Here is a 17,926-nt window from a genome sequence, read left to right as displayed (position 1 = left end):
TAAGAAATTTAACGTATATCGTTTGTTTATTCTACTTTCCAGGTCAATTTTTCCTCCTCTGTATTCCAATCTATATGAATGGTCTGCCCGGCTTTTACTTCTTCCCTGACAATCATTTTGGAGATCGGCCGTGCAAGCTGGGATCTGATTACCCCTGAAATCTGTCTTGCTCCATATTTACTGCTGAATCCGCCCAGTGCAAGATTTTTCACGGCTTCATCTGAAATTTTAAGGGCAATTCCCAATCTCGTCAATGATGTGTGAAGGGATTTCAACTGAATATTGAAAATTCTTTCAGCAATAGATTCGGTGATTGGTGCAAAAGGAATAATCTCCGTAATTCTTGCCAAAAACTCCGGTCTGAAACGTCCTGAGTTCGACATAATCTGCATCAGAGAAGATGATTCCGGAACTTTGCCTTCTTCAAACTGCTTTACAATTTCTTCACTTCCGATATTGGAGGTAAATAATATCAATGCATTGCTGAAGTCTCCTTCTTTCCCCAGTTTATCATGTACTTTTCCTTCATCCATGATCTGTAAGAAGACATCAAAAACCGAGTGGTGCGCTTTTTCAATTTCATCAAATAAAACCACGGTGTAGGGCTGCTGACGGATTTTATTTACAAGCATACCGCCCTCTTCGTACCCAACATATCCCGGAGGTGCGCCATACAGAAGTGCTGCAGAATGTTCTTCTTTAAATTCCGACATATCAAAACGAACCATCGCTTTCTCATCATTAAAAAGCAATTCGGCCATTGATTTTGCCAGTTCCGTTTTCCCTGTTCCGGTAGGTCCGAGGAGGAAGAAAGATCCTATTGGCTGTCCCGGTTTATTGAGTCCGCTTCGGTTTTCCACAATCGCATCAGAAAGGATTTTCAGGGCATGATCCTGCCCTACAACTCTGTTCATGAGAAGAGATTCCATATTCAGCAGCTTTTCTTTTTCCTGTGCCTGGATTTTCCCTATCGGAATATTGGTTTTTGCAGCCATTACTGCTGCCAGCTCAAGTCGGTCAACTTTTTCTCTCTTTTTGGCGGCATGCTGCAACAATTCGGCATAGGTATCTTCAATTGTTTTCCTGATTTGCTCCACCGGCATGGAATTGTCGATCTGCGGTTGTTCGCTGAGCGATCCCCATAAAATCGGGCTGATTTTATCCCTCAGTAAATTATAGGTCCAGATCAGTTCATCTGCTTTATCTTTTTCATCGAAATATTCTTCTTTGAGAATTTCGTCATACTTTGTTTTCCAGCTTTCAAGTTCTTTTTCAGAAAGTTCATCAAGCATTTTGATGGCGGCCATTGTTCTATCAAGCAAATCGATAGCAGCATCCGGTAATTTTTTACCTTTAGCATAACGTTTAGCAAGGCGCACACATTCGGGCAGAGCTGTTTTTTCAACTTCTATTCCGTGATGTTTTTTGTAGCCTTCGAGAAGAACGTCGATCATTTTAACGCAGGTTTTCTCATCCGGCTCATGTACAGTGAGTACTTCGAAACGCCTGTTAAACGCTTGTTCCGGTTCAATAATTTTTCTGTATTCTTCCTGTGTTGTTGCACCAATTACGGTGATTTCGCCTCTCGCCAGTTCCGGCTTCAGTAAATTGGCTACATTTCCGATGCTGCCTTTAGGATCAAGAAGGGTATGAATTTCATCAATGAAAAGAATGGCTTTCTCTATCTTTTTGCATTCGTTGATTATTTTTTTCAAACGATCTTCAATTTCGCCTTTGTAAGAAGTTCCGGCTAATAGAGCACCGGTATCCAGCTCAAGCAATGTTCCGTTTTTAAGCATTTCAGGAACGTTGCCTTTGGTGATTTCGATCGCAAAACCTTCTACGAGAGCAGTCTTCCCTACGCCCGGTTCTCCGATGATAATTACATTCGGTTTGCTTCTCCGGCAGAGTATTTCGACCAGCATTCTGAGTTCTTTATCTCTTCCGATAATATTTTCAAGCTCCCCCTTTCTGGCCTGCGCCGTTCGGTCTATACAATAATTTTTAATGGAAGGAAAAGAATGATCCGAATAATCTGATCCATTTGAAAACAGAGAAGAAAATTCCTGATCACCTAAACTTTCATACGGTGTGTCTTTTCTATACAGGTTGAAAATTTCATGTTCTCTGAGAGGCAACGATTTCAGCTGCTGGAGCGAAAATGCCACCTGCGGTTTTACAATTGCTGTCAGAATGCAAATCGGAGTGATCTCATCCAAACCAAGCTTTAAACGGATATCATCTGCTTCTTCCACGATGGTATCTACCGATTCGTCCTCTTTTACCTCATCGGGAAGATGGGTTGTCTTGGGATAGTCTTCAATTCGCACATCTGCCCATTCGTAGAAATATCCCGGATCTTTATCAATGCTTTTCAGAAAATCGGAAATACCGATATCTTTGTGCATCAAAGCCTGCAGAATATGCGGCCCGCCATAGGTTCCGTTATAATTTTCCTTCGCAATAGACTGCGCAATATGAAATAGCTGTTTTACGGTCTCGTTGGTTACTAGTACTCCCATTATGTATTTTTTCTCAAATTAATATTTTCTTATGGTGCGGTAATTTTCCATCGGTTATGTTTCGCTAAACAGCAGCAAAAATTAATCCATAACCTACTGAATCTTTTACCTTTTACTAATATATCAGTTTTTTTTAGAGGAAAAAATATCTGTTTTTGAAGCGGCAGCAAATATTATTTAAAACATAATAAGCCACTGCCGTTAATGGTAAAAAAGACCGCCTCGTGTGACGGTCTTTCCCTTATGAATATTAAATTACGTGTAGTTTTTTTAGCTTGAAGGCCAAAGTCCTTCATACTTGGAGTTTCCGTAATCAATCGTTTCTGCACTGATGATGAAGCTGACCAGCATGCTGTTTTCGTCTACGGCGTCAAAGTCTACTTCGTGCTGAATTACATATCCGTTTTCCCAGTTCAGTGTAATTAATGTACCTTCTTCGTGAGATTTGTTGAATGTGATTTCACCTGTTGTAGGCTTATATTTTCCGTTAAGTAAACTTTCAAGAATATCTGATTTTTCAGTTGCTTCTACAGTTACTTTGATGATTGCGTTGGAAGGATCTGAAGCTACTCTGCCCGATACGTCTGTTGATCTTGACACACTGTAGTTCAGCTTTAACAGTTTCTGACCTTCTCCTCCATTGAATTTAAGAATTCCTCTTGAATTTGCTGCCATGATGGTAAATTTTAATCGTTAATAATATTTTGTGATTCGGTGATTGTGTAACAAAGGTAGGAGCATACGCTTTCTAAAAAAAGTTTTTTCACCACTATCTGATATTTTGTAGTAATTCTACGACTTCATGTAGTAATTCTACTACAAATGATTTAACCTATCTTTAACATCATCGTATTAATAAATGATTAAGACAACTCTGTTACCGTAAAAAAACTGGAATTTCTAACACCAAATTGAGAAATAATGTAGTGTATGTCTATATTTTTAACCAATCCTGTTTTGGTATCCAAAGAATATTTTCCTGAAAATTCAATTTCATTTTCGGAATCTTCAACGGTCTGAAATATGACCATTTCTTTTTCATAATCCGGATCTTCAATTTTCTGCCGAAGCGTTATTGATGTATTTTCTTCTCCAACCGATTGATGAAGGAATGATTTTCCGTTCTGAAATCTGTTTCTTACCGATGCAAAATAGTTTTTAATAAAAACATCATTTTTCATTCTTGAATTAAAAACACTTCTGTTCCTCACAGCCCTTTCAAATTCGTCAAGATAAATACCGGCATACTGATCAGGAAAAAGATCTGATAGACGTTCTGTAATTTTTCCAAAATTATCAATTGTGTGCTGAGTGAGATGTATGCTCAACAAATTTCCTTTGAGATCGGTTTTAATTTCGAGCGGATTAAGCGAGCGGATGGATTCTGAAGCCAAATCTGTCATCATGCTTCCCTGCCCGTCGGAAAAATTATTTTTAAAGAGATGAAAAATATGAGACCCGTTTTCGTTTCGCATCCATTTTACAGAAACCGTATAGGTAAGAACAGCATGTCGTCTTTCAAGCTCGTTTTCGTAAATTTCTTTATTAACCACAGAATATATTCTGCTGAAATTTTCCGGATTAAACGAAATTTCCGGATTCAGCTTTGGATTTTTAAAGGGAGCATCGTTAAGACTGTTGTAATCACGCACTTTGTTGATGCCGGGAATCAGCAGCTTTTTTCCGGGGATGAGCTGATCCTGTATAAAATCTTCTCTTGCACAATGTTTATTGTGAAATTCTTTAAGATATACGGGATTTTCAAGATGAATTTCTTCAGATATGCTCTCCAGCGTTTCCCCGGAAAGTATAAAATGAACGATCATATATTCTGTTTTTGGCTTTACCTAATTTAGCGTAAAAATTTTAGTTTACAAAATAGCTGGCCAGGCAATTTTATCTATTATTTCTGTCTGGTGAATTCCAGATATTTGTCTCCGCACTGTGTAAAATGATCAAATTCGTTCATAGAATTTCCGTAGTTCTGGATAACAATTTTATCACCGTCATACAGACCTCCGATTTCGCCCATTTCAAGGTTGGTAATTTCTCCTGTTTTTTCATCTGCTTCAGCCGACACATTTCCTGCTGCAATGATTTTCTTTTTATCGAATATTTTGAATGTGGACTGTCCGCCTGTATTTTTAAATTCTATTGAGAATCTTCCGCCATCGCAGCTACCGGCTACAAAAACTCCGTCTAAAGTTTTTTTTGACACCGGCATTGTTGCTTTATCCTGACTCTGACCGTCTCCGGCAGCAGAATCTGTTTTTTCCGTTTTACGATTAAGGATAGGCTGTGAAGCTTGCCTTTTTACCTCTGAAACAGTTGTAGAATCTTTGGTGTTTTTTTCGTGCCGGTCCTGATTTTTTTTGCATGAAACCAAACAGAGTGCCGCAAGAAGACATATAACGGAAAAGTTTTTACTGATCATAAAAGTCTATTTTTATGTGATTGATACATCAAAAATACATATTTTTCCGTCTGAAATATTTAATGTAAATTATAAATGCACTTTTCAACAAAAAAGAGGCTATACACGAAGTATACCTCTTTATATTATTTTTGTAACAGAATTATTTGATCTTTTTATCCAAACATAAATAACCTCCCTCCTTTCTCAGATCTGCCGGAGGCTTTGAATATTGGGCAATCTTATCTTTTCTAAACTTCAGTATAAGATCTTTATCTTTCAGTGCAACGTTAATAAAATCTTTCATATCCGTATTTTCTGAATTGGCCCTCGGCTCTTTTACATAAAATTTGTCTACGAGATCTTCACCATCCAGAACTACTACATAATACCATGCTGTACCGATATCCGCCTGACCTTCAATAATAATAATCTCGATGTTTTTATTTGATGAAGACTGATAAGAATAGATGGTATATCCCGGCCCTTCATAATTACTATCAGAAAAATCGACATCCGTAATGGCAAAATCCTTTTTTGTAAGCATAAAACTGTTGTCTGTTTTATGGATAAGCCTTGTAGCTCCATGAACGTAACAGTTTTCATAGTTATCTTTCCTGAAAGGATTTACAATATCAAAAGAAATTTCTTGATCTGCGCTTTCCGGCATTCTTTTGCTACTTTCTGTAACGTTGAGATTAGCAGCCTGAATAACTGCTGGCGCTGTTACCTTTTTGTCATCTGCAACCTGCTGTCGGTTTTCTTTACAGCTGAAAAAGGTAAGCCCGAACAGTAAAATTGATATTTTAAAAAGCGATTTGTACATACATTTTTTATTAACATTAAGATCTGGCTTCCTTTACAGTCTGCTGCGCCGGCTGATCGATTGCTGTAAGCCTTACAAAATAAGCAGGATTGTATCTGTTTTGCAGACCTGTTCCGTTCCCGGTTGCATTCATGGCAACTTCAAAGTGGAGATGCGGATTCGGAACCCCGCTTGCATTCCCCGAATCACCTGAATAGCAGATAGTTTCACCAGCCGTTACTTCTCCGCTTGTTTTAACTGCCGATTTCAAATGCGCATAACGAAGATAAAATTTATCAGCATTAATATCAAAACCTGATCCACTTTCTACCTCTGCGGTAAATTCGTGCGTATAATTTCTTTTGGCTTTTCTTAAATCTTCCCCGCTGACTTCCAGAACGAGTACATTTCCGTACCCTGCGCTCCCTTCATTCATATAGCTTACAATAGTTCCGTCCAGACAAGCTTTGCATGGAGTATCAATGTCAGCAAAGATATCCAGTCCCTGATGGTTTTTCGGAACTGCCTGTCCATTGACAATTTTTGTTCTCACCGGTCCAAAAGCTCCGTTTTGCTCTTTATGCGCACCGCTTGAATTATAATATGTCCTTTGCGGATTGTCTATCGGATCATGCCATTCAGAATCACCTCCTTCAACAGGAGAGCATGAATTTACTTTAAATACATTGATTCCTTTATCAAAATACGATTTGGCATCGCCCAATCCTGCCAGTCCCGGGTTGACAAGCCTTCTTACTTTCTTGACATTATCAAGTGTAGAGACTTTTACAGTATCTGCCGTTTTCCAGATTTCATGTTTTTCCCAGAAGGCAATTGCCGTTAAAACAGCATATTTAGCCTCTTTTACTTTATCCGGATCAGCTTCCAGATCTGTGTACTCATCAGGGAAAATTTCTCTGATATAATTGGCAGCGCTTCTGTAATTTCCCCGTCCGGTAAGCTGCTTCAATCCTCTTCCCCTGAACAGATAGCCATCGCCGCTGGCTTCATTACCGTTTCCGTTTCCAAAGCCGTTTTCTGCGGCATACATATAATTCATCAGTCTTTTCTGCGGATTTTCGCTGCAATAGGTTTCCAGTAGCCCTGCAGCATTCAGGTTGGCTGCCCTTTGTCCGAAAATACTCAAACTTCTTGATTTCGAGTACCGGAATTTATCTGTTTCCACCATCCAGTCCGGGTTGATGCCTAATGTTTCGGCACCTACCTGCGCAAAGAAATGGGCTTTTCTGAGACAGGTGTTAATATGAATATCTTTCCCGGAATCAAAAATATATTTATTCAGATTATCAACCACTTCCTGCCTGAACGCTTTATGAGCAGGTAAAGCACCATACAGCTCTTCAATTTGCTCAATGGTGATTTTTTCGGTACATCTCGGACACTTTTTGCCAATCTCGAAATAGGCTCCGTCTTTTTTCAGGAATTCGCCTTCATGCTTTTGCAAATCTCCTGTACATTCTGCTTTAAGCCACAAATATTCGGTTACGCTTTTGTAAACATCAAAGGTAATCTGCTCGTCTTTGTTATAGACTTCCTTAGTGAGCGCCTTTTCTATAGCCTCACTTTTTGCAAATTTTTTTTGTTCTGCCAGTTCGGTTTTTATTTTATTAATGATAACCCCTGCAATTCTTTTCTTTTGCTGCGCCGTGGCTGTATTATTTCCGTTTCCTCCGAATTTATAGGTATAAGTCCCGTCTTTTATCCCTGTTAATTTTTCCTTCCATTCTTTCAGCGTATCATCGGATTTCGGGCGAAGTTTTATTTTAACTTTAGCGATTCCGTTTTGTGCAACCGCTTTCAGGGTAGTTATTTCAGCTCCGTTCTCTTTGGCTTCCAATACAGGTAGATTGGCGTCTTTCTCAATTAATATTGCTTCTTTTTCTTTAATATTTATACTTACTTCTTTGCCATCAAGAAGCAAGGTGGCTGCCACTACATATACTTCTTCTTCCAGCGGTGCATTGCTTATTTTTACAAATACAGGCCCGAGTTTATACAGAGCAAAAGAAATGGTTTCACCCTTTGCATAGGAAGTTTTTGTGAGCGCATTTTTAATGGTCTCAAACTTTGCATATTTCTTATCTTTTTTTACTGCCGGATCTACTTTACCTTTAATAATCTGTGCAACAGTATCTTTATTGATATTATTGTTGTTAGATGCAAATGTGTAGGTGTAATTGCCGTCGGTTTCATCGGTTTCTTTTGTGAATTCTTCTTTCGCAAAATACGCATCGAGAAGACTTTCAGCTTTTGGTTCCTGGACAACACTTGTAGTATTCCCTTCAGGCTGTTGAGGAGTTGGCTGCTGCTCCGGTTCTATAGTTCCTGTGGTTTCATTAGAAGCATCAGGTGCATCAGTATTTTCTTCCGATCCGCTTTCCTGTCTTCTTGAAACAGGTTGCTGAGGAGGCTCCGAGGCCTCCGAATTTTGCCGCGACGGACCTGATTGCTGTGTCTGCTGAGCAGGTTCTTTATATTCCGGATTCTGAACCGCAACGTTACCGGTAGCATGTTTTCTGTTGCTGTAATATTCTACGGTAACATAGAATTCAAGTTTCTGTGGATCTGTTTCACCCTGAGCTGCTTTCTGCATTAAAGCTTTTGTTAATACAAATTCAGCCGTTGCAGTTCCGGTTCTGTCAACAATCACATCTTTTTTATCTACAAAAAGATTACCTGAATTATGACCATTTCCTGACGCATCATCTTCCCAAAGCGTAAATACCAGCTTCTTTCCCGTAAGATTCACGCAGAGCGCTTTCGCAATAAGGTTTTCGGCATAGCTGAAAACGGTTCCCGGGGTATCATCAGCATACCTGAGTTCCACTTTACTGATCTCGGGAGTTCCCGCAGGTTGCGGAGTAATATCAATAGTCGTAGGACCTCTGCCTTCCGGCTCATGAAGATAAGCCTCCAGGCGGTAGGTATTTTTTGCAGCAACTTCGCCGAATGTAAAGCTTCCGTCGCCTAGCTTTTTGATATTGGTTGAGGTAAAACTTCCGTTAGCTCTTTTCTTAAAAAGCTCCCAGGTTACTGCAGCAGGATTTCTTTCACCGGCAGGTGTAGAAGGATACCAGTCTGTAACGATATAGGTGGTCTTTTCCCCAATGGTAGGGGTAGGATTTCCTGAGATTTTTGAAACTCCTTTTTTAGACATAGAAAGTGTATTTGTAAGATTAATTAGTAAGCATCAATTTCACTTTCCAGGACGGTTTCTTTATAGTCCTGCATCTTTACAAGCGGATTAATATGCTGTACCGTTTTATTGTCGGCACTTTTTACATTCTTTTTGCTCATCTGCCCTCTTTGGCCATGATCCTTAATCGTAATTTTTCCTCCTATTACACATTGCAGTTCAGATACTTCCGTTACGATTTTTTTATCTAAAATTTTCACTTTGTCATATGTTTTCTGCCATTTTCCGGCCGGAGCATAGGAACAGGGAAGATTTCCTCCGGAGCTTGGCTTCAGTTTGCATTTTCCGAAGCTTGGCCCCGGAGGGTTGAACTGAAGATCATCTTCTGTAACTGCCAAAAAATCATTATTTCCATCTGAATCATTCCAAAAATGTTTCTGATGGGAAGTTACTTTATGCTGTGGGAACTGATCACCCTGATTGCACTGGGCTTTACCTTTCTGAATGACGAAATGCTTGCCGTCATGAGGAGATGATTGCTGGGACATAATATTTATGATTTGGGTAAGACCAAAGATAAAAAAAATTACATTAAAAAATTAAAAAAGCGGAAATTTAATTCCGCTTTTTATATTATAAGTGATTAATGTTTAGTATACTCCGGTTGTTCCGTGGGCTGCATAGCCGGCATAAAATATTCATTGAGCCAATAAAAGGTCTGCCCGTTCTGCTCGATCTTTACCGCCGGATCGTTTCTGTGTGAAAGCATTCTTTCTGCAAGATCTTTGTAGTGCCGGAAGTAGTTTCTCGCGGTTTCATTGGTGACGATTTTAGATTTCTTCCAGCCTTTCAGCATGTATTTTGACATGAGTTCTTCTTCTGAATTATCAAACCCGGTAGTTACCCCCACAGCATAAGACATCGGCTGCTTGTAAAGGTCACCTTTATCCAGGAATTTTAAGGTGGGATTGTATTTCTTCAGCAATTTTACGTATTCTCTAACGGCTCTCGCCTGGCTGAAATCTGCTCTTTCCGCACCGGTTTTCTGATACACTTCGGTGTAGAATGATTTTAAATTATCATATTCTGTTTCAGAGATAAGAATACCTTTTTCAAGTCCAGGTTTGTAGTCTTTAAGCTCTTTAGGAATGTATCCTTTTACGAGAAATGGATTTCCGTAATTGATAAGCTGTGCAGCAATACCTGCAGGAACAGGATTTGTAAGTCCCGGATAGAGGTATTTATACTTTAGGTCCACATCTGTTCTTCCTGCTCCTACCGATGAATGGAAGTAATCATTTAAAGATTTATCCAAAGTTGTATTATCGAGGGTAACCTGAGCAATAAGGCTGTCTACAGATTTTTTAAGATATCCGGGAGTGGAAATATCTCCTTTTTTAGGAAAGATCACAAATCCCTGAGCCATGCTTTGTTTAGGGTAATCTAAAGAGAAGAAACCTTCGTCTCCCTCAACCAGGTTAAAATTATTTTTCGTTAAAACATCATTCTGATTGATGATCTTCTGCTTTTTGAGCTCGGCAATATTTTTGGCCGTGTTCGTTACCACATTTTCTGACATGAGAACAAAATCATTATAGGTATCTGAAGATCGCGCGCTCGTCTGGAACATAATTAATCTTGCCTGGGCCTGTGTAAGCGAATTGATTACGCCATACATATTTCCGCTCTGGCTGGCTGAAGTTCCTACAGTAACCACAATATTAGTTTCATCAGGGAAATTCGACAGAAGATTTCCGGCTGCCATCAACCCTTCATTTACAGGTTGGTAACCGCTGTTGCTGGCACAGTTCATTTCGTTGGTTTTCTGGTCGATGAATGTTGTGATTTTACTGTAATCCGTATTCAGAGGAGAAACCGCCACATTATCACCGCAAGGATTATTTTTATACAAAACTACACCATATCTTATCTGATTAAAATAAGAAGGCTTTTCGAACCTGAGCTGCAAATCCTGCAACAAAGATTTCACAATCGGTGCATACGGTGCATTGGGCGCACTGATATCAAGGGTAAATACAATATTGATTTTTTTATTTTTCTCGGTAATTTCCCGGTACCGGTCAAAGTAAATAGGTTCTCCCAACACATTGAACACATAGTTTTTACTGTAATCCAGGATATTGGTAAAATATTTGGTTTTAGAGTCCGGAGTCGGTGTTTCGTTCAGCGGCAGAGTAACCGGGAAAATATTTTCAAGAGGCGTTCTTTTATTGACATCGGTGAGAAGAACGGCAGTGCGGTTTTCCGCATCATTTCCTCCCGGAGCTCCTTCATGGATTCCTAAAGTAGTCTCCGTAATTCCTGTTGTATTTTTCATTTTCACGGCAGAACGTTCTCCCCAGCTTGAGATAACGTTTGAACTTACCCATCCGTAAAGACTGGTGCCTATGCTGTCTATATCAATACTTGGTTTTTTTCCTACCAAAAATCTCTTATTGTTTTCTGCCTGTTTGTAGACATACACCATCTGCCCGTTGGGAATTTTAACATTCGCCTGCTCAATAAGACTCGGTGAATTAAACACCATGATGGAATCATTTTTATAATAGCGTTCAGAGTTTCTGATGACTTCACTGTTGCTCGGAACTACTGCAACCCTTACCGGGAAGCCTGTTTTTTCGCTTTTCAGCGAGTTGCTCCATAAAAGGAGGTCAGATTCCGGAATCCAGCCGTAGGTTTTTACCTGCTTGGATGAGACTTTTTTCATTAAGGCATCCGGAATATACTCCGCGACTTTTACCATGCCATCCCTGTGCTTGAGAACCATAAGCGGCTCCAGGAATTTAACTTCCTTATACGACTTTTCATCGCTTTTGTCGAGGTAGGCGGTATTTTTTGAACGGTCTGAAATAGCTATCCACGGAACTGCTTTTTTGGGAAAACCATTTATTACAGGTGAATTATCGACCTGGCCATATTGCGAAGGCTCCGGTGTTCGTTTTGACGGTAATTTTACCTGGCATGCTGTCAGTAATACCGATATTCCTATGTAATATGCTGCGAGAGGAAGTTTGTTTTTCATCCTTTTATCTTTTATGATTGGTGTGATGTCCTAAAAAGGACCTGGTTATTTGCTTTGGTTGATTTCTACTTTCGTAACACAGTTTTGTGCATCATCAAAATTTACTTTAACGGTCTGAATGACATTATTTTTATCAAACTGAAGTCCCGCGCAATACATATAGAAGTTATTGACTTTGCTGTCATTTACTTTCACGACGGTATTTTCGTTGTTACACAGGTAAGTTCTTAGGAGATAATTGTAATGCATATTGAAACTGTTTCCGTTGGCGATCTGCTGAAGATGGTATTTAAAATCATTATCAATTTTAGCATAGCTGTCTTCCACGCTTACTTCTTCTTCAAGAGCATCGTATGCCGGCAAAATTTTAATCTGATGGAGAACAGGCTCTACGCTTTCATCGGTATACAGTGTCACCACATAATCACCCGGTTTTTTGTAGGAATAAATAGCCATTTTGTCCTTGGAATCAATATTTCCGGTTTCACCGAATTTCCAGGTAAACTGCCTTCCGTCTGAAATAGCACGGAACTGTACGTTTTCAAACTGCATAGCTTGTGATGGCGCATCAATAAGTGTTGTTGTTTTTACGGAATCTTTCGGCTTCGGAACATTTCTCGCGGAAACCATAATTGGGAAAGATTTAGAATATTTATTATCAATAATTAATGTTACCTGATAATACCCCGGTTTATTGTAAAAATGAATACCGCTGCTTTTGTCACTGCTGGTGCCGTCTCCGAAATTCCATCTTTTGGTCTTGGCAAACTGTGTTTTGTCTTCAAATGAAAGTGTATCGCCCACTTTCAGGGTAGACGGGTATACAACCCCGACAATATCGTCGGAAGAGTGTATCACTTTCTTCTGCAGCCATAATGCAACCAGTGCAGCAATCAGCAAAGTTGCAATAACACCGATAATAATGTTCTTCTTGTTTTTCTGAAAGTAATTCATAGTTAATGATTGTGTGATGTGTATTGTGCTTAGTGTAAAATTTTTGGCGTAATAGAAAGTTTACTGTGATCTTGATTTTAAAGCGGTTTCACGCTGGAAGAGCTGACTTTTCTTTTCTTTAAAACCGATGGAGCATTCATCAAACTGTTTTTCAAAGCTTTTAATGTTTTCAGTTTTGCTGGAAACAACTTTTTTATCATTGAAATACATTTTGTAAAACTTTGCAATCTGAGGATAAGCGTCTTTTCTGATATCATTGATGTTTTCTCCGTTCTGAAAAAAGCTGACGACGTCATTAATCCCGTAAACAATATTATTTTCCTCAAAAGGCTGCGGCCCTTCATCGGTAAGTCTATTGATCATGGAAAAAGTGCTGTCTAAGACTTTGAAAGACTGTTTCTGCTTCTGATCGAATTTCGCTTTCTCCTCAAGACTTTGTACAGAAACGATGTCTTCATCGGAAAAGGGAGAATCATATCCTTTAAGGAAAATAATTCCAAGAAAAATAAGGGCTGCGAAAAGCATTAAAATCAGATATAAAAACTGATAATGCCTTTCTTTTTTGGATAGTGTGACTTGTGCTTGCATACTGTTATGTCTTTATCTTCTTCGTCTTATTCCTGAAAACTTTCGGGTAGGATCTACCCTGAGTTCGTTATTAATCACCCCGATTTTTCCCTTGCATTCGCTGAGGTTTCTCAATGCAACCTGCTCTTTGTAGGAAACTTCTATGATCTGCTTTTTCAGGGCCAGCATCGGCTCTATCTGTTTCATAAGAATGGAATAATGCTTAAAGTTATCTGCGCTGTCTTTGCCCATAACGTTTTTAGCGTTTCTTACATCATCCATAATGGAATTCCTGAGGAAGATATCGTTTTCCACCTTGTTGATATCGAGCTGATCCATACGGTAAAGGATGCTGTCTACATGGGTTCTCAGAAGATCGCTTCTGGTGAGGAGATAACGGTAATCATCTGCTTCTTTTCTGATTCCCTGTCTCTGGATGTCATAGCTTTTAAAAAAGAAAAATACACAGATGAAGGAAACACCTGATAAGACGATAAATGATAGAACAAATTTCCAAATGCCTATCCTGACGTCTGCTTTGTTTAGTTTTTTCTCCCGGTTCGAAGACATATGTTTGTGATTTGTTTGGTTTGGTGAAATTATAAAAAAATAATTTATTCACAAAATTTACGAATTTTAATGAAATAATATTATTATCTCAATTAAATTAAGTTTAATTTTCACTTTCAGCTAATTTTCATAATTTAGTGATCTGATTATATCATCATTCACCAAATCGATATTAACGTGAGCAAATTATTGACCAATACTGTGCGGTTTTCCATTGCAGACAGTGATTTTTATTTTAAAAAAATCCTGATCAAGATGCTTACGGAAAATCCTTTCTATATACTTCTAAACGATTGTAATAATGGTCACGAGCTGATCAGCAGGAATTACAGAAGGCAGGAAGATGTATTTATTGTAGAGCTTTTTATGCCCGTGCTAAGCGGACTTGAAGCCATAAAATACATCCGAAAAAGCAATACCGAAACGCCTATCATTACATATTCCGGAACCTACCAGGAAGATATGGCGGAAATTCTTTCCAAAATTCCCAATTTATATTACTGCCAGAAAAAAAGCAGTGTCATTAAAGATATTATCAAAGGAAAAATAACGGGCGATAGCTTCGATTATGAAGCATACACCCATTTATGGGAACAGCAGCCGCTGGCCGTAATGGATTATATGGAAAGACAGAAAAAGAGCCAGGAAGAGCTTTCGCCTACGGAAATCCAGCTTATGAAATTCTGCTATGAAGGCTTCAGCAATAAAGAAATTGGCGAAAAACTTAATCTCAGTACAAGAACCATAGATACCTATATCAACCGTCTTACAGAAAAACTGGGACTGAAGACAAAACTCCACCTTATCCGCTTCTGTGTAGAGAACGGGTACTACAATTCCAGTATGTAATGGTGATTTAATAATAACTTAACGGTAAGTAAACAGTCAGTTTTCAATCGCTTACCGAAAAATATTTTACCACTAATTTGCTAATATTCAATTTTTTTAACTAAATTTGCACACCTAAAATTTAAAATTAAAATAAGGAAATGACAAAGGCAGAATTGGTAAACACCATCTCAAATAAGTTGGGAACCGAAAAGAATGAAACACAGAAAGTTGTAGAAGCTTTTATGCAAGAAATCAGAACTTCTATGTATAATGGAGATAATGTTTATTTGAGAGGTTTTGGATCTTTTATCATTAAAACAAGGGCAGCGAAGACGGGAAGAAACATCTCCAAGAACACTGCAATTGAAATCCCTGCTCATAACATTCCTGCTTTCAAGCCATCAAAATCTTTTGTGGAGAAAGTAAAAACGAAAGTTACTGTAAAATAGAAAATTAACTGAATATTAACTAGTTACTAAAAAATTATAATTATGCCAAGCGGAAAGAAAAGAAAAAGACACAAGGTTGCAACTCACAAAAGAAAAAAGAGAAGAAGAGCAAACAGACATAAGAAAAAATAATCTCATTTCCTGAGATTTATAATATATAATATAGTTGGTGATTTTAAATTTTTAAAGGTTCACCGACTATATTTTGTTTTTGCAACTATTAAGAGGCCAATGGATAAGGGTTTTATATTTTGTTAAAAAAAATTATCAATCATTCAATACTAATTCTTAACTTAAGGATAAATTTATACGATGAAATATACATCTGTTTTCTACCTTCTTAATAATTTTTATCTTACAATAAAATGAAGAAAGAACTAATAGTTTCGCATGAAGATGATCTTACAAAGATTGCACTGCTGGAAGACGGAAGACTATGTGAACTTCATGAGCAAGAGGACAAAAGTGACTTTATAGTTGGAGATTTGTTTATCGGGAAAGTAAAAAAGCTGGCCCCCAACCTGAATGCAGCCTTTGTAAATATCGGCTACGAAAAGGATGCTTTCCTTCATTATCAGGATCTGGGACCCCAGTATCTTACCTACAGAAAATTTCTGAGGGATACGGTTTCCAAAAAACAGAACATTTCAAGCTTAAAAAATTTCGAGATACAACCCGAAATAGATAAAAACGGAACTGTAGACAAAGTAATAGCCAAAGATGACGTTGTTTTGCTGCAGATTACCAAAGAGCCTATTTCTACAAAAGGGCCCCGTATATCTACCCAGATTTCGCTCACAGGGCGTTTTTTGGTTCTTATACCTTTCGACAACAAAGTGTCAATTTCTAAAAAAGTAAAAAGCTCCGAAGAAAAAGAAAGGCTGAGAACCCTTATCGAAAGCATTAAGCCGGAAGGTTTTGGCGTGATCATCAGAACTGTAGCAGAAGGAAAAAAAGTTGCCGATCTGCACAACGACATGAATCAGCTGATCCAGAAATGGGAAACCGCCTTCAAAAATATCCAGAAAAACAAAGTTCCGTCCAGAGTCTTAAGCGAAGATGATAAAGCTTCAGCTATTTTGAGGGACAATTTCAACCAGGATTTTGTAAGCATCACCTGTGATGACGAACAAATGGTTAGCGAAATGAAAAACTATCTGGAAGTAATCGCTCCGGAAAGAAAAAACATTGTCCATTTCTACGACGCCCATATTCCTCTTCTGGAATATTATAATGTAGAAAAACAGCTCAAGCAAAGCTTTGGAAAACATGTGAACATTCCAAGCTCAAAAGGCGCTTATCTTGTCATAGAACACACAGAAGCCCTGCATGTGGTAGACGTAAACTCCGGAAATAATATTACTACCGGAGCAGCCGTAAACAAAGAACACGCGCTGAGAGTCAATAAAATGGCTGCTACCGAAATTGCAAGACAGCTACGTCTCCGAGATATGGGTGGTATTATCGTGATCGATTTCATTGATATGACCAATCCTGAACACAGAAGAGATCTTTATGAACATCTCAAGGAAGAAATGAAACGTGATAAAGCACGGCACAAAATACTTCCTCCAAGCAAATTCGGACTGATCCAGATTACCAGACAAAGAAACCGTCCGGAAAAACAGATCGAGACCAAAGAAGAGAACCCGAATAAAGACGGAGAAATCGTTGCTCCTATCGTTATCGTGGAAAGAATGGGAGAAACCCTCAGAACCATCATGCAGAAGGAAAAAGGAAAGCTTTACCTGCATGTACATCCTTTCGTGGAAGCTTACCTTACCAAAGGATTCAACAGCATACAGATGAAATGGTTTATGAAATACAAAAAATGGGTAATCGTCGTTCCAAGAGACTCTTTTAAATACTTAGAATACAGAATTTACAATTCAAAAAAAGAAGAATTGATAGGATATTCTAATTAAAAAAACTTACAGCCTCCGGTTTTCTGCCGGAGGTTTTTTATTGCATTAAGCTTACATAATAAACGCAAAGCTCTTACAAACCATACAAACTTCAAATATAAGCCTTCAAAATAACATCTACGAGTCATTAATACTTAACAAAAACTCTAAAATACTTTCAGGAGCTTCATCTCGCTATCCACTTTTACTCCTCGTGCCAGCCTTGGCCTGACTTTAGTCCATTACGCACTCATGCATACTGCGGGGTAACCGTTACTATCGAGGCTAGGGCAGTTGTCGTAACGAGAGCCAGTAGCCCTATTATAGTATGAGTAATGAGTAATGAGTAATTGGTAATGCGTAATAAAGTATAGATAAAAGCAGGATATGATATTTAAATAAACTCTTTAAACTTTGAATCTTACACCCTGAACGCTGAACCTTCAACACTGAACTTTGAACCTTAAACTTTAAACGTTGAACTTTGAACGTTGAATGGCTATAAACGAAAAAAACCTCACACATTGCTGTATGAGGTTTGTAAAAAACTGGCGGCGACCTACTCTCCCGCGTTAGCAGTACCATCGGCGCTGGTGGGCTTAACTTCTGTGTTCGGAATGGGAACAGGTGAGCCCCACCGCTAAAACCACCCTAAAGGTTGTATATAGGTTTAAGGTTTTTTCAGTTTAATGTTCAAAGTTTTAACCTTGA

General features: G+C 38.5%; 14 protein-coding genes and 1 rRNA gene. 3 read left to right on the top strand and 12 right to left on the bottom strand.

Features of this window, described 5'->3' with window-relative positions:
- Positions 1–26 precede the first annotated feature (26 nt).
- From ACYT6F_RS10420 to tssO, 11 genes are all read right to left on the bottom strand, one after another.
- Positions 27–2,522 (bottom strand): ATP-dependent Clp protease ATP-binding subunit, encoded by a 2,496-nt coding sequence (locus ACYT6F_RS10420; protein ID WP_472597627.1) that lies wholly within the window; start codon positions 2,520–2,522, stop codon positions 27–29.
- Positions 2,523–2,792: 270 nt separating this feature from the next.
- Positions 2,793–3,197 (bottom strand): type VI secretion system tube protein TssD, encoded by a 405-nt coding sequence (gene tssD, locus ACYT6F_RS10415; RefSeq protein ID WP_042720532.1) that lies wholly within the window; start codon positions 3,195–3,197, stop codon positions 2,793–2,795.
- 188 nt (positions 3,198–3,385) lie between these two features.
- Positions 3,386–4,348, bottom strand: a complete 963-nt coding sequence (locus ACYT6F_RS10410; protein ID WP_472597626.1) for a hypothetical protein — start codon at positions 4,346–4,348, stop codon at positions 3,386–3,388.
- Positions 4,349–4,425: 77 nt separating this feature from the next.
- Complete coding sequence (locus ACYT6F_RS10405) at positions 4,426–4,956, bottom strand: hypothetical protein (protein WP_472597625.1); 531 nt, start codon at positions 4,954–4,956, stop codon at positions 4,426–4,428.
- A gap of 142 nt (positions 4,957–5,098) precedes the next feature.
- Entirely contained in the window at positions 5,099–5,761 is a 663-nt protein-coding gene (locus ACYT6F_RS10400; RefSeq protein ID WP_472597624.1) for a hypothetical protein, read from the bottom strand.
- A gap of 16 nt (positions 5,762–5,777) precedes the next feature.
- Positions 5,778–8,918 (bottom strand): peptidoglycan DD-metalloendopeptidase family protein, encoded by a 3,141-nt coding sequence (locus ACYT6F_RS10395; RefSeq protein ID WP_472597623.1) that lies wholly within the window; start codon positions 8,916–8,918, stop codon positions 5,778–5,780.
- 23 nt (positions 8,919–8,941) lie between these two features.
- A complete protein-coding gene (locus tag ACYT6F_RS10390) occupies positions 8,942–9,445 on the bottom strand; it encodes a DUF4280 domain-containing protein (RefSeq protein ID WP_472597622.1) in 504 nt (167 codons plus the stop codon).
- A 95-nt stretch (positions 9,446–9,540) separates the two neighbouring features.
- Complete coding sequence (gene tssR, locus ACYT6F_RS10385) at positions 9,541–11,940, bottom strand: type VI secretion system protein TssR domain-containing protein (RefSeq protein ID WP_472597621.1); 2,400 nt, start codon at positions 11,938–11,940, stop codon at positions 9,541–9,543.
- Positions 11,941–11,985: 45 nt separating this feature from the next.
- Positions 11,986–12,894 (bottom strand): PKD domain-containing protein, encoded by a 909-nt coding sequence (locus tag ACYT6F_RS10380; protein ID WP_472597620.1) that lies wholly within the window; start codon positions 12,892–12,894, stop codon positions 11,986–11,988.
- A 60-nt stretch (positions 12,895–12,954) separates the two neighbouring features.
- Positions 12,955–13,482, bottom strand: coding sequence for a type VI secretion system transmembrane protein TssO (locus ACYT6F_RS10375; RefSeq protein WP_472597619.1), 528 nt, complete (start codon positions 13,480–13,482; stop codon positions 12,955–12,957).
- Between the two features lie 12 nt (positions 13,483–13,494).
- Positions 13,495–14,031, bottom strand: a complete 537-nt coding sequence (tssO, locus tag ACYT6F_RS10370; RefSeq protein ID WP_472597618.1) for a type VI secretion system TssO — start codon at positions 14,029–14,031, stop codon at positions 13,495–13,497.
- A 177-nt stretch (positions 14,032–14,208) separates the two neighbouring features.
- Here tssO and ACYT6F_RS10365 point away from each other — a divergent pair, with 177 nt between their 5' ends.
- From ACYT6F_RS10365 to ACYT6F_RS10355, 3 genes are all read left to right on the top strand, one after another.
- Positions 14,209–14,880, top strand: coding sequence for a response regulator transcription factor (locus tag ACYT6F_RS10365; protein ID WP_169232529.1), 672 nt, complete (start codon positions 14,209–14,211; stop codon positions 14,878–14,880).
- Positions 14,881–15,020: 140 nt separating this feature from the next.
- Positions 15,021–15,311 (top strand): HU family DNA-binding protein, encoded by a 291-nt coding sequence (locus ACYT6F_RS10360; RefSeq protein ID WP_027388329.1) that lies wholly within the window; start codon positions 15,021–15,023, stop codon positions 15,309–15,311.
- A 365-nt stretch (positions 15,312–15,676) separates the two neighbouring features.
- Positions 15,677–17,236 (top strand): Rne/Rng family ribonuclease, encoded by a 1,560-nt coding sequence (locus ACYT6F_RS10355; protein ID WP_472597617.1) that lies wholly within the window; start codon positions 15,677–15,679, stop codon positions 17,234–17,236.
- Positions 17,237–17,761: 525 nt separating this feature from the next.
- Here the strand turns inward: ACYT6F_RS10355 and rrf are convergent.
- A 5S ribosomal RNA gene (rrf, locus tag ACYT6F_RS10350) occupies positions 17,762–17,869 on the bottom strand.
- Positions 17,870–17,926 lie beyond the last annotated feature (57 nt).

This window comes from Chryseobacterium sp. NG-CE01 (genome assembly GCF_055695505.1).
Note: the sequence above shows the minus strand (reverse complement) of the source record. Positions and strands in the feature narration are given on the sequence as shown.

Excerpts from the sequence above, each read along its gene's own strand:
- ACYT6F_RS10420 (WP_472597627.1), bottom strand. The coding sequence starts at position 2,522 with ATGGGAGTACTAGTAACCAACGAGACCGTAAAACAGCTATTTCATATT.
- tssD (WP_042720532.1), bottom strand. The coding sequence starts at position 3,197 with ATGGCAGCAAATTCAAGAGGAATTCTTAAATTCAATGGAGGAGAAGGT.
- ACYT6F_RS10410 (WP_472597626.1), bottom strand. The coding sequence starts at position 4,348 with ATGATCGTTCATTTTATACTTTCCGGGGAAACGCTGGAGAGCATATCT.
- ACYT6F_RS10405 (WP_472597625.1), bottom strand. The coding sequence starts at position 4,956 with ATGATCAGTAAAAACTTTTCCGTTATATGTCTTCTTGCGGCACTCTGT.
- ACYT6F_RS10400 (WP_472597624.1), bottom strand. The coding sequence starts at position 5,761 with ATGTACAAATCGCTTTTTAAAATATCAATTTTACTGTTCGGGCTTACC.
- ACYT6F_RS10395 (WP_472597623.1), bottom strand. The coding sequence starts at position 8,918 with ATGTCTAAAAAAGGAGTTTCAAAAATCTCAGGAAATCCTACCCCTACC.
- ACYT6F_RS10390 (WP_472597622.1), bottom strand. The coding sequence starts at position 9,445 with ATGTCCCAGCAATCATCTCCTCATGACGGCAAGCATTTCGTCATTCAG.
- tssR (WP_472597621.1), bottom strand. The coding sequence starts at position 11,940 with ATGAAAAACAAACTTCCTCTCGCAGCATATTACATAGGAATATCGGTA.
- ACYT6F_RS10380 (WP_472597620.1), bottom strand. The coding sequence starts at position 12,894 with ATGAATTACTTTCAGAAAAACAAGAAGAACATTATTATCGGTGTTATT.
- ACYT6F_RS10375 (WP_472597619.1), bottom strand. The coding sequence starts at position 13,482 with ATGCAAGCACAAGTCACACTATCCAAAAAAGAAAGGCATTATCAGTTT.
- tssO (WP_472597618.1), bottom strand. The coding sequence starts at position 14,031 with ATGTCTTCGAACCGGGAGAAAAAACTAAACAAAGCAGACGTCAGGATA.
- ACYT6F_RS10360 (WP_027388329.1), top strand. The coding sequence starts at position 15,021 with ATGACAAAGGCAGAATTGGTAAACACCATCTCAAATAAGTTGGGAACC.
- ACYT6F_RS10355 (WP_472597617.1), top strand. The coding sequence starts at position 15,677 with ATGAAGAAAGAACTAATAGTTTCGCATGAAGATGATCTTACAAAGATT.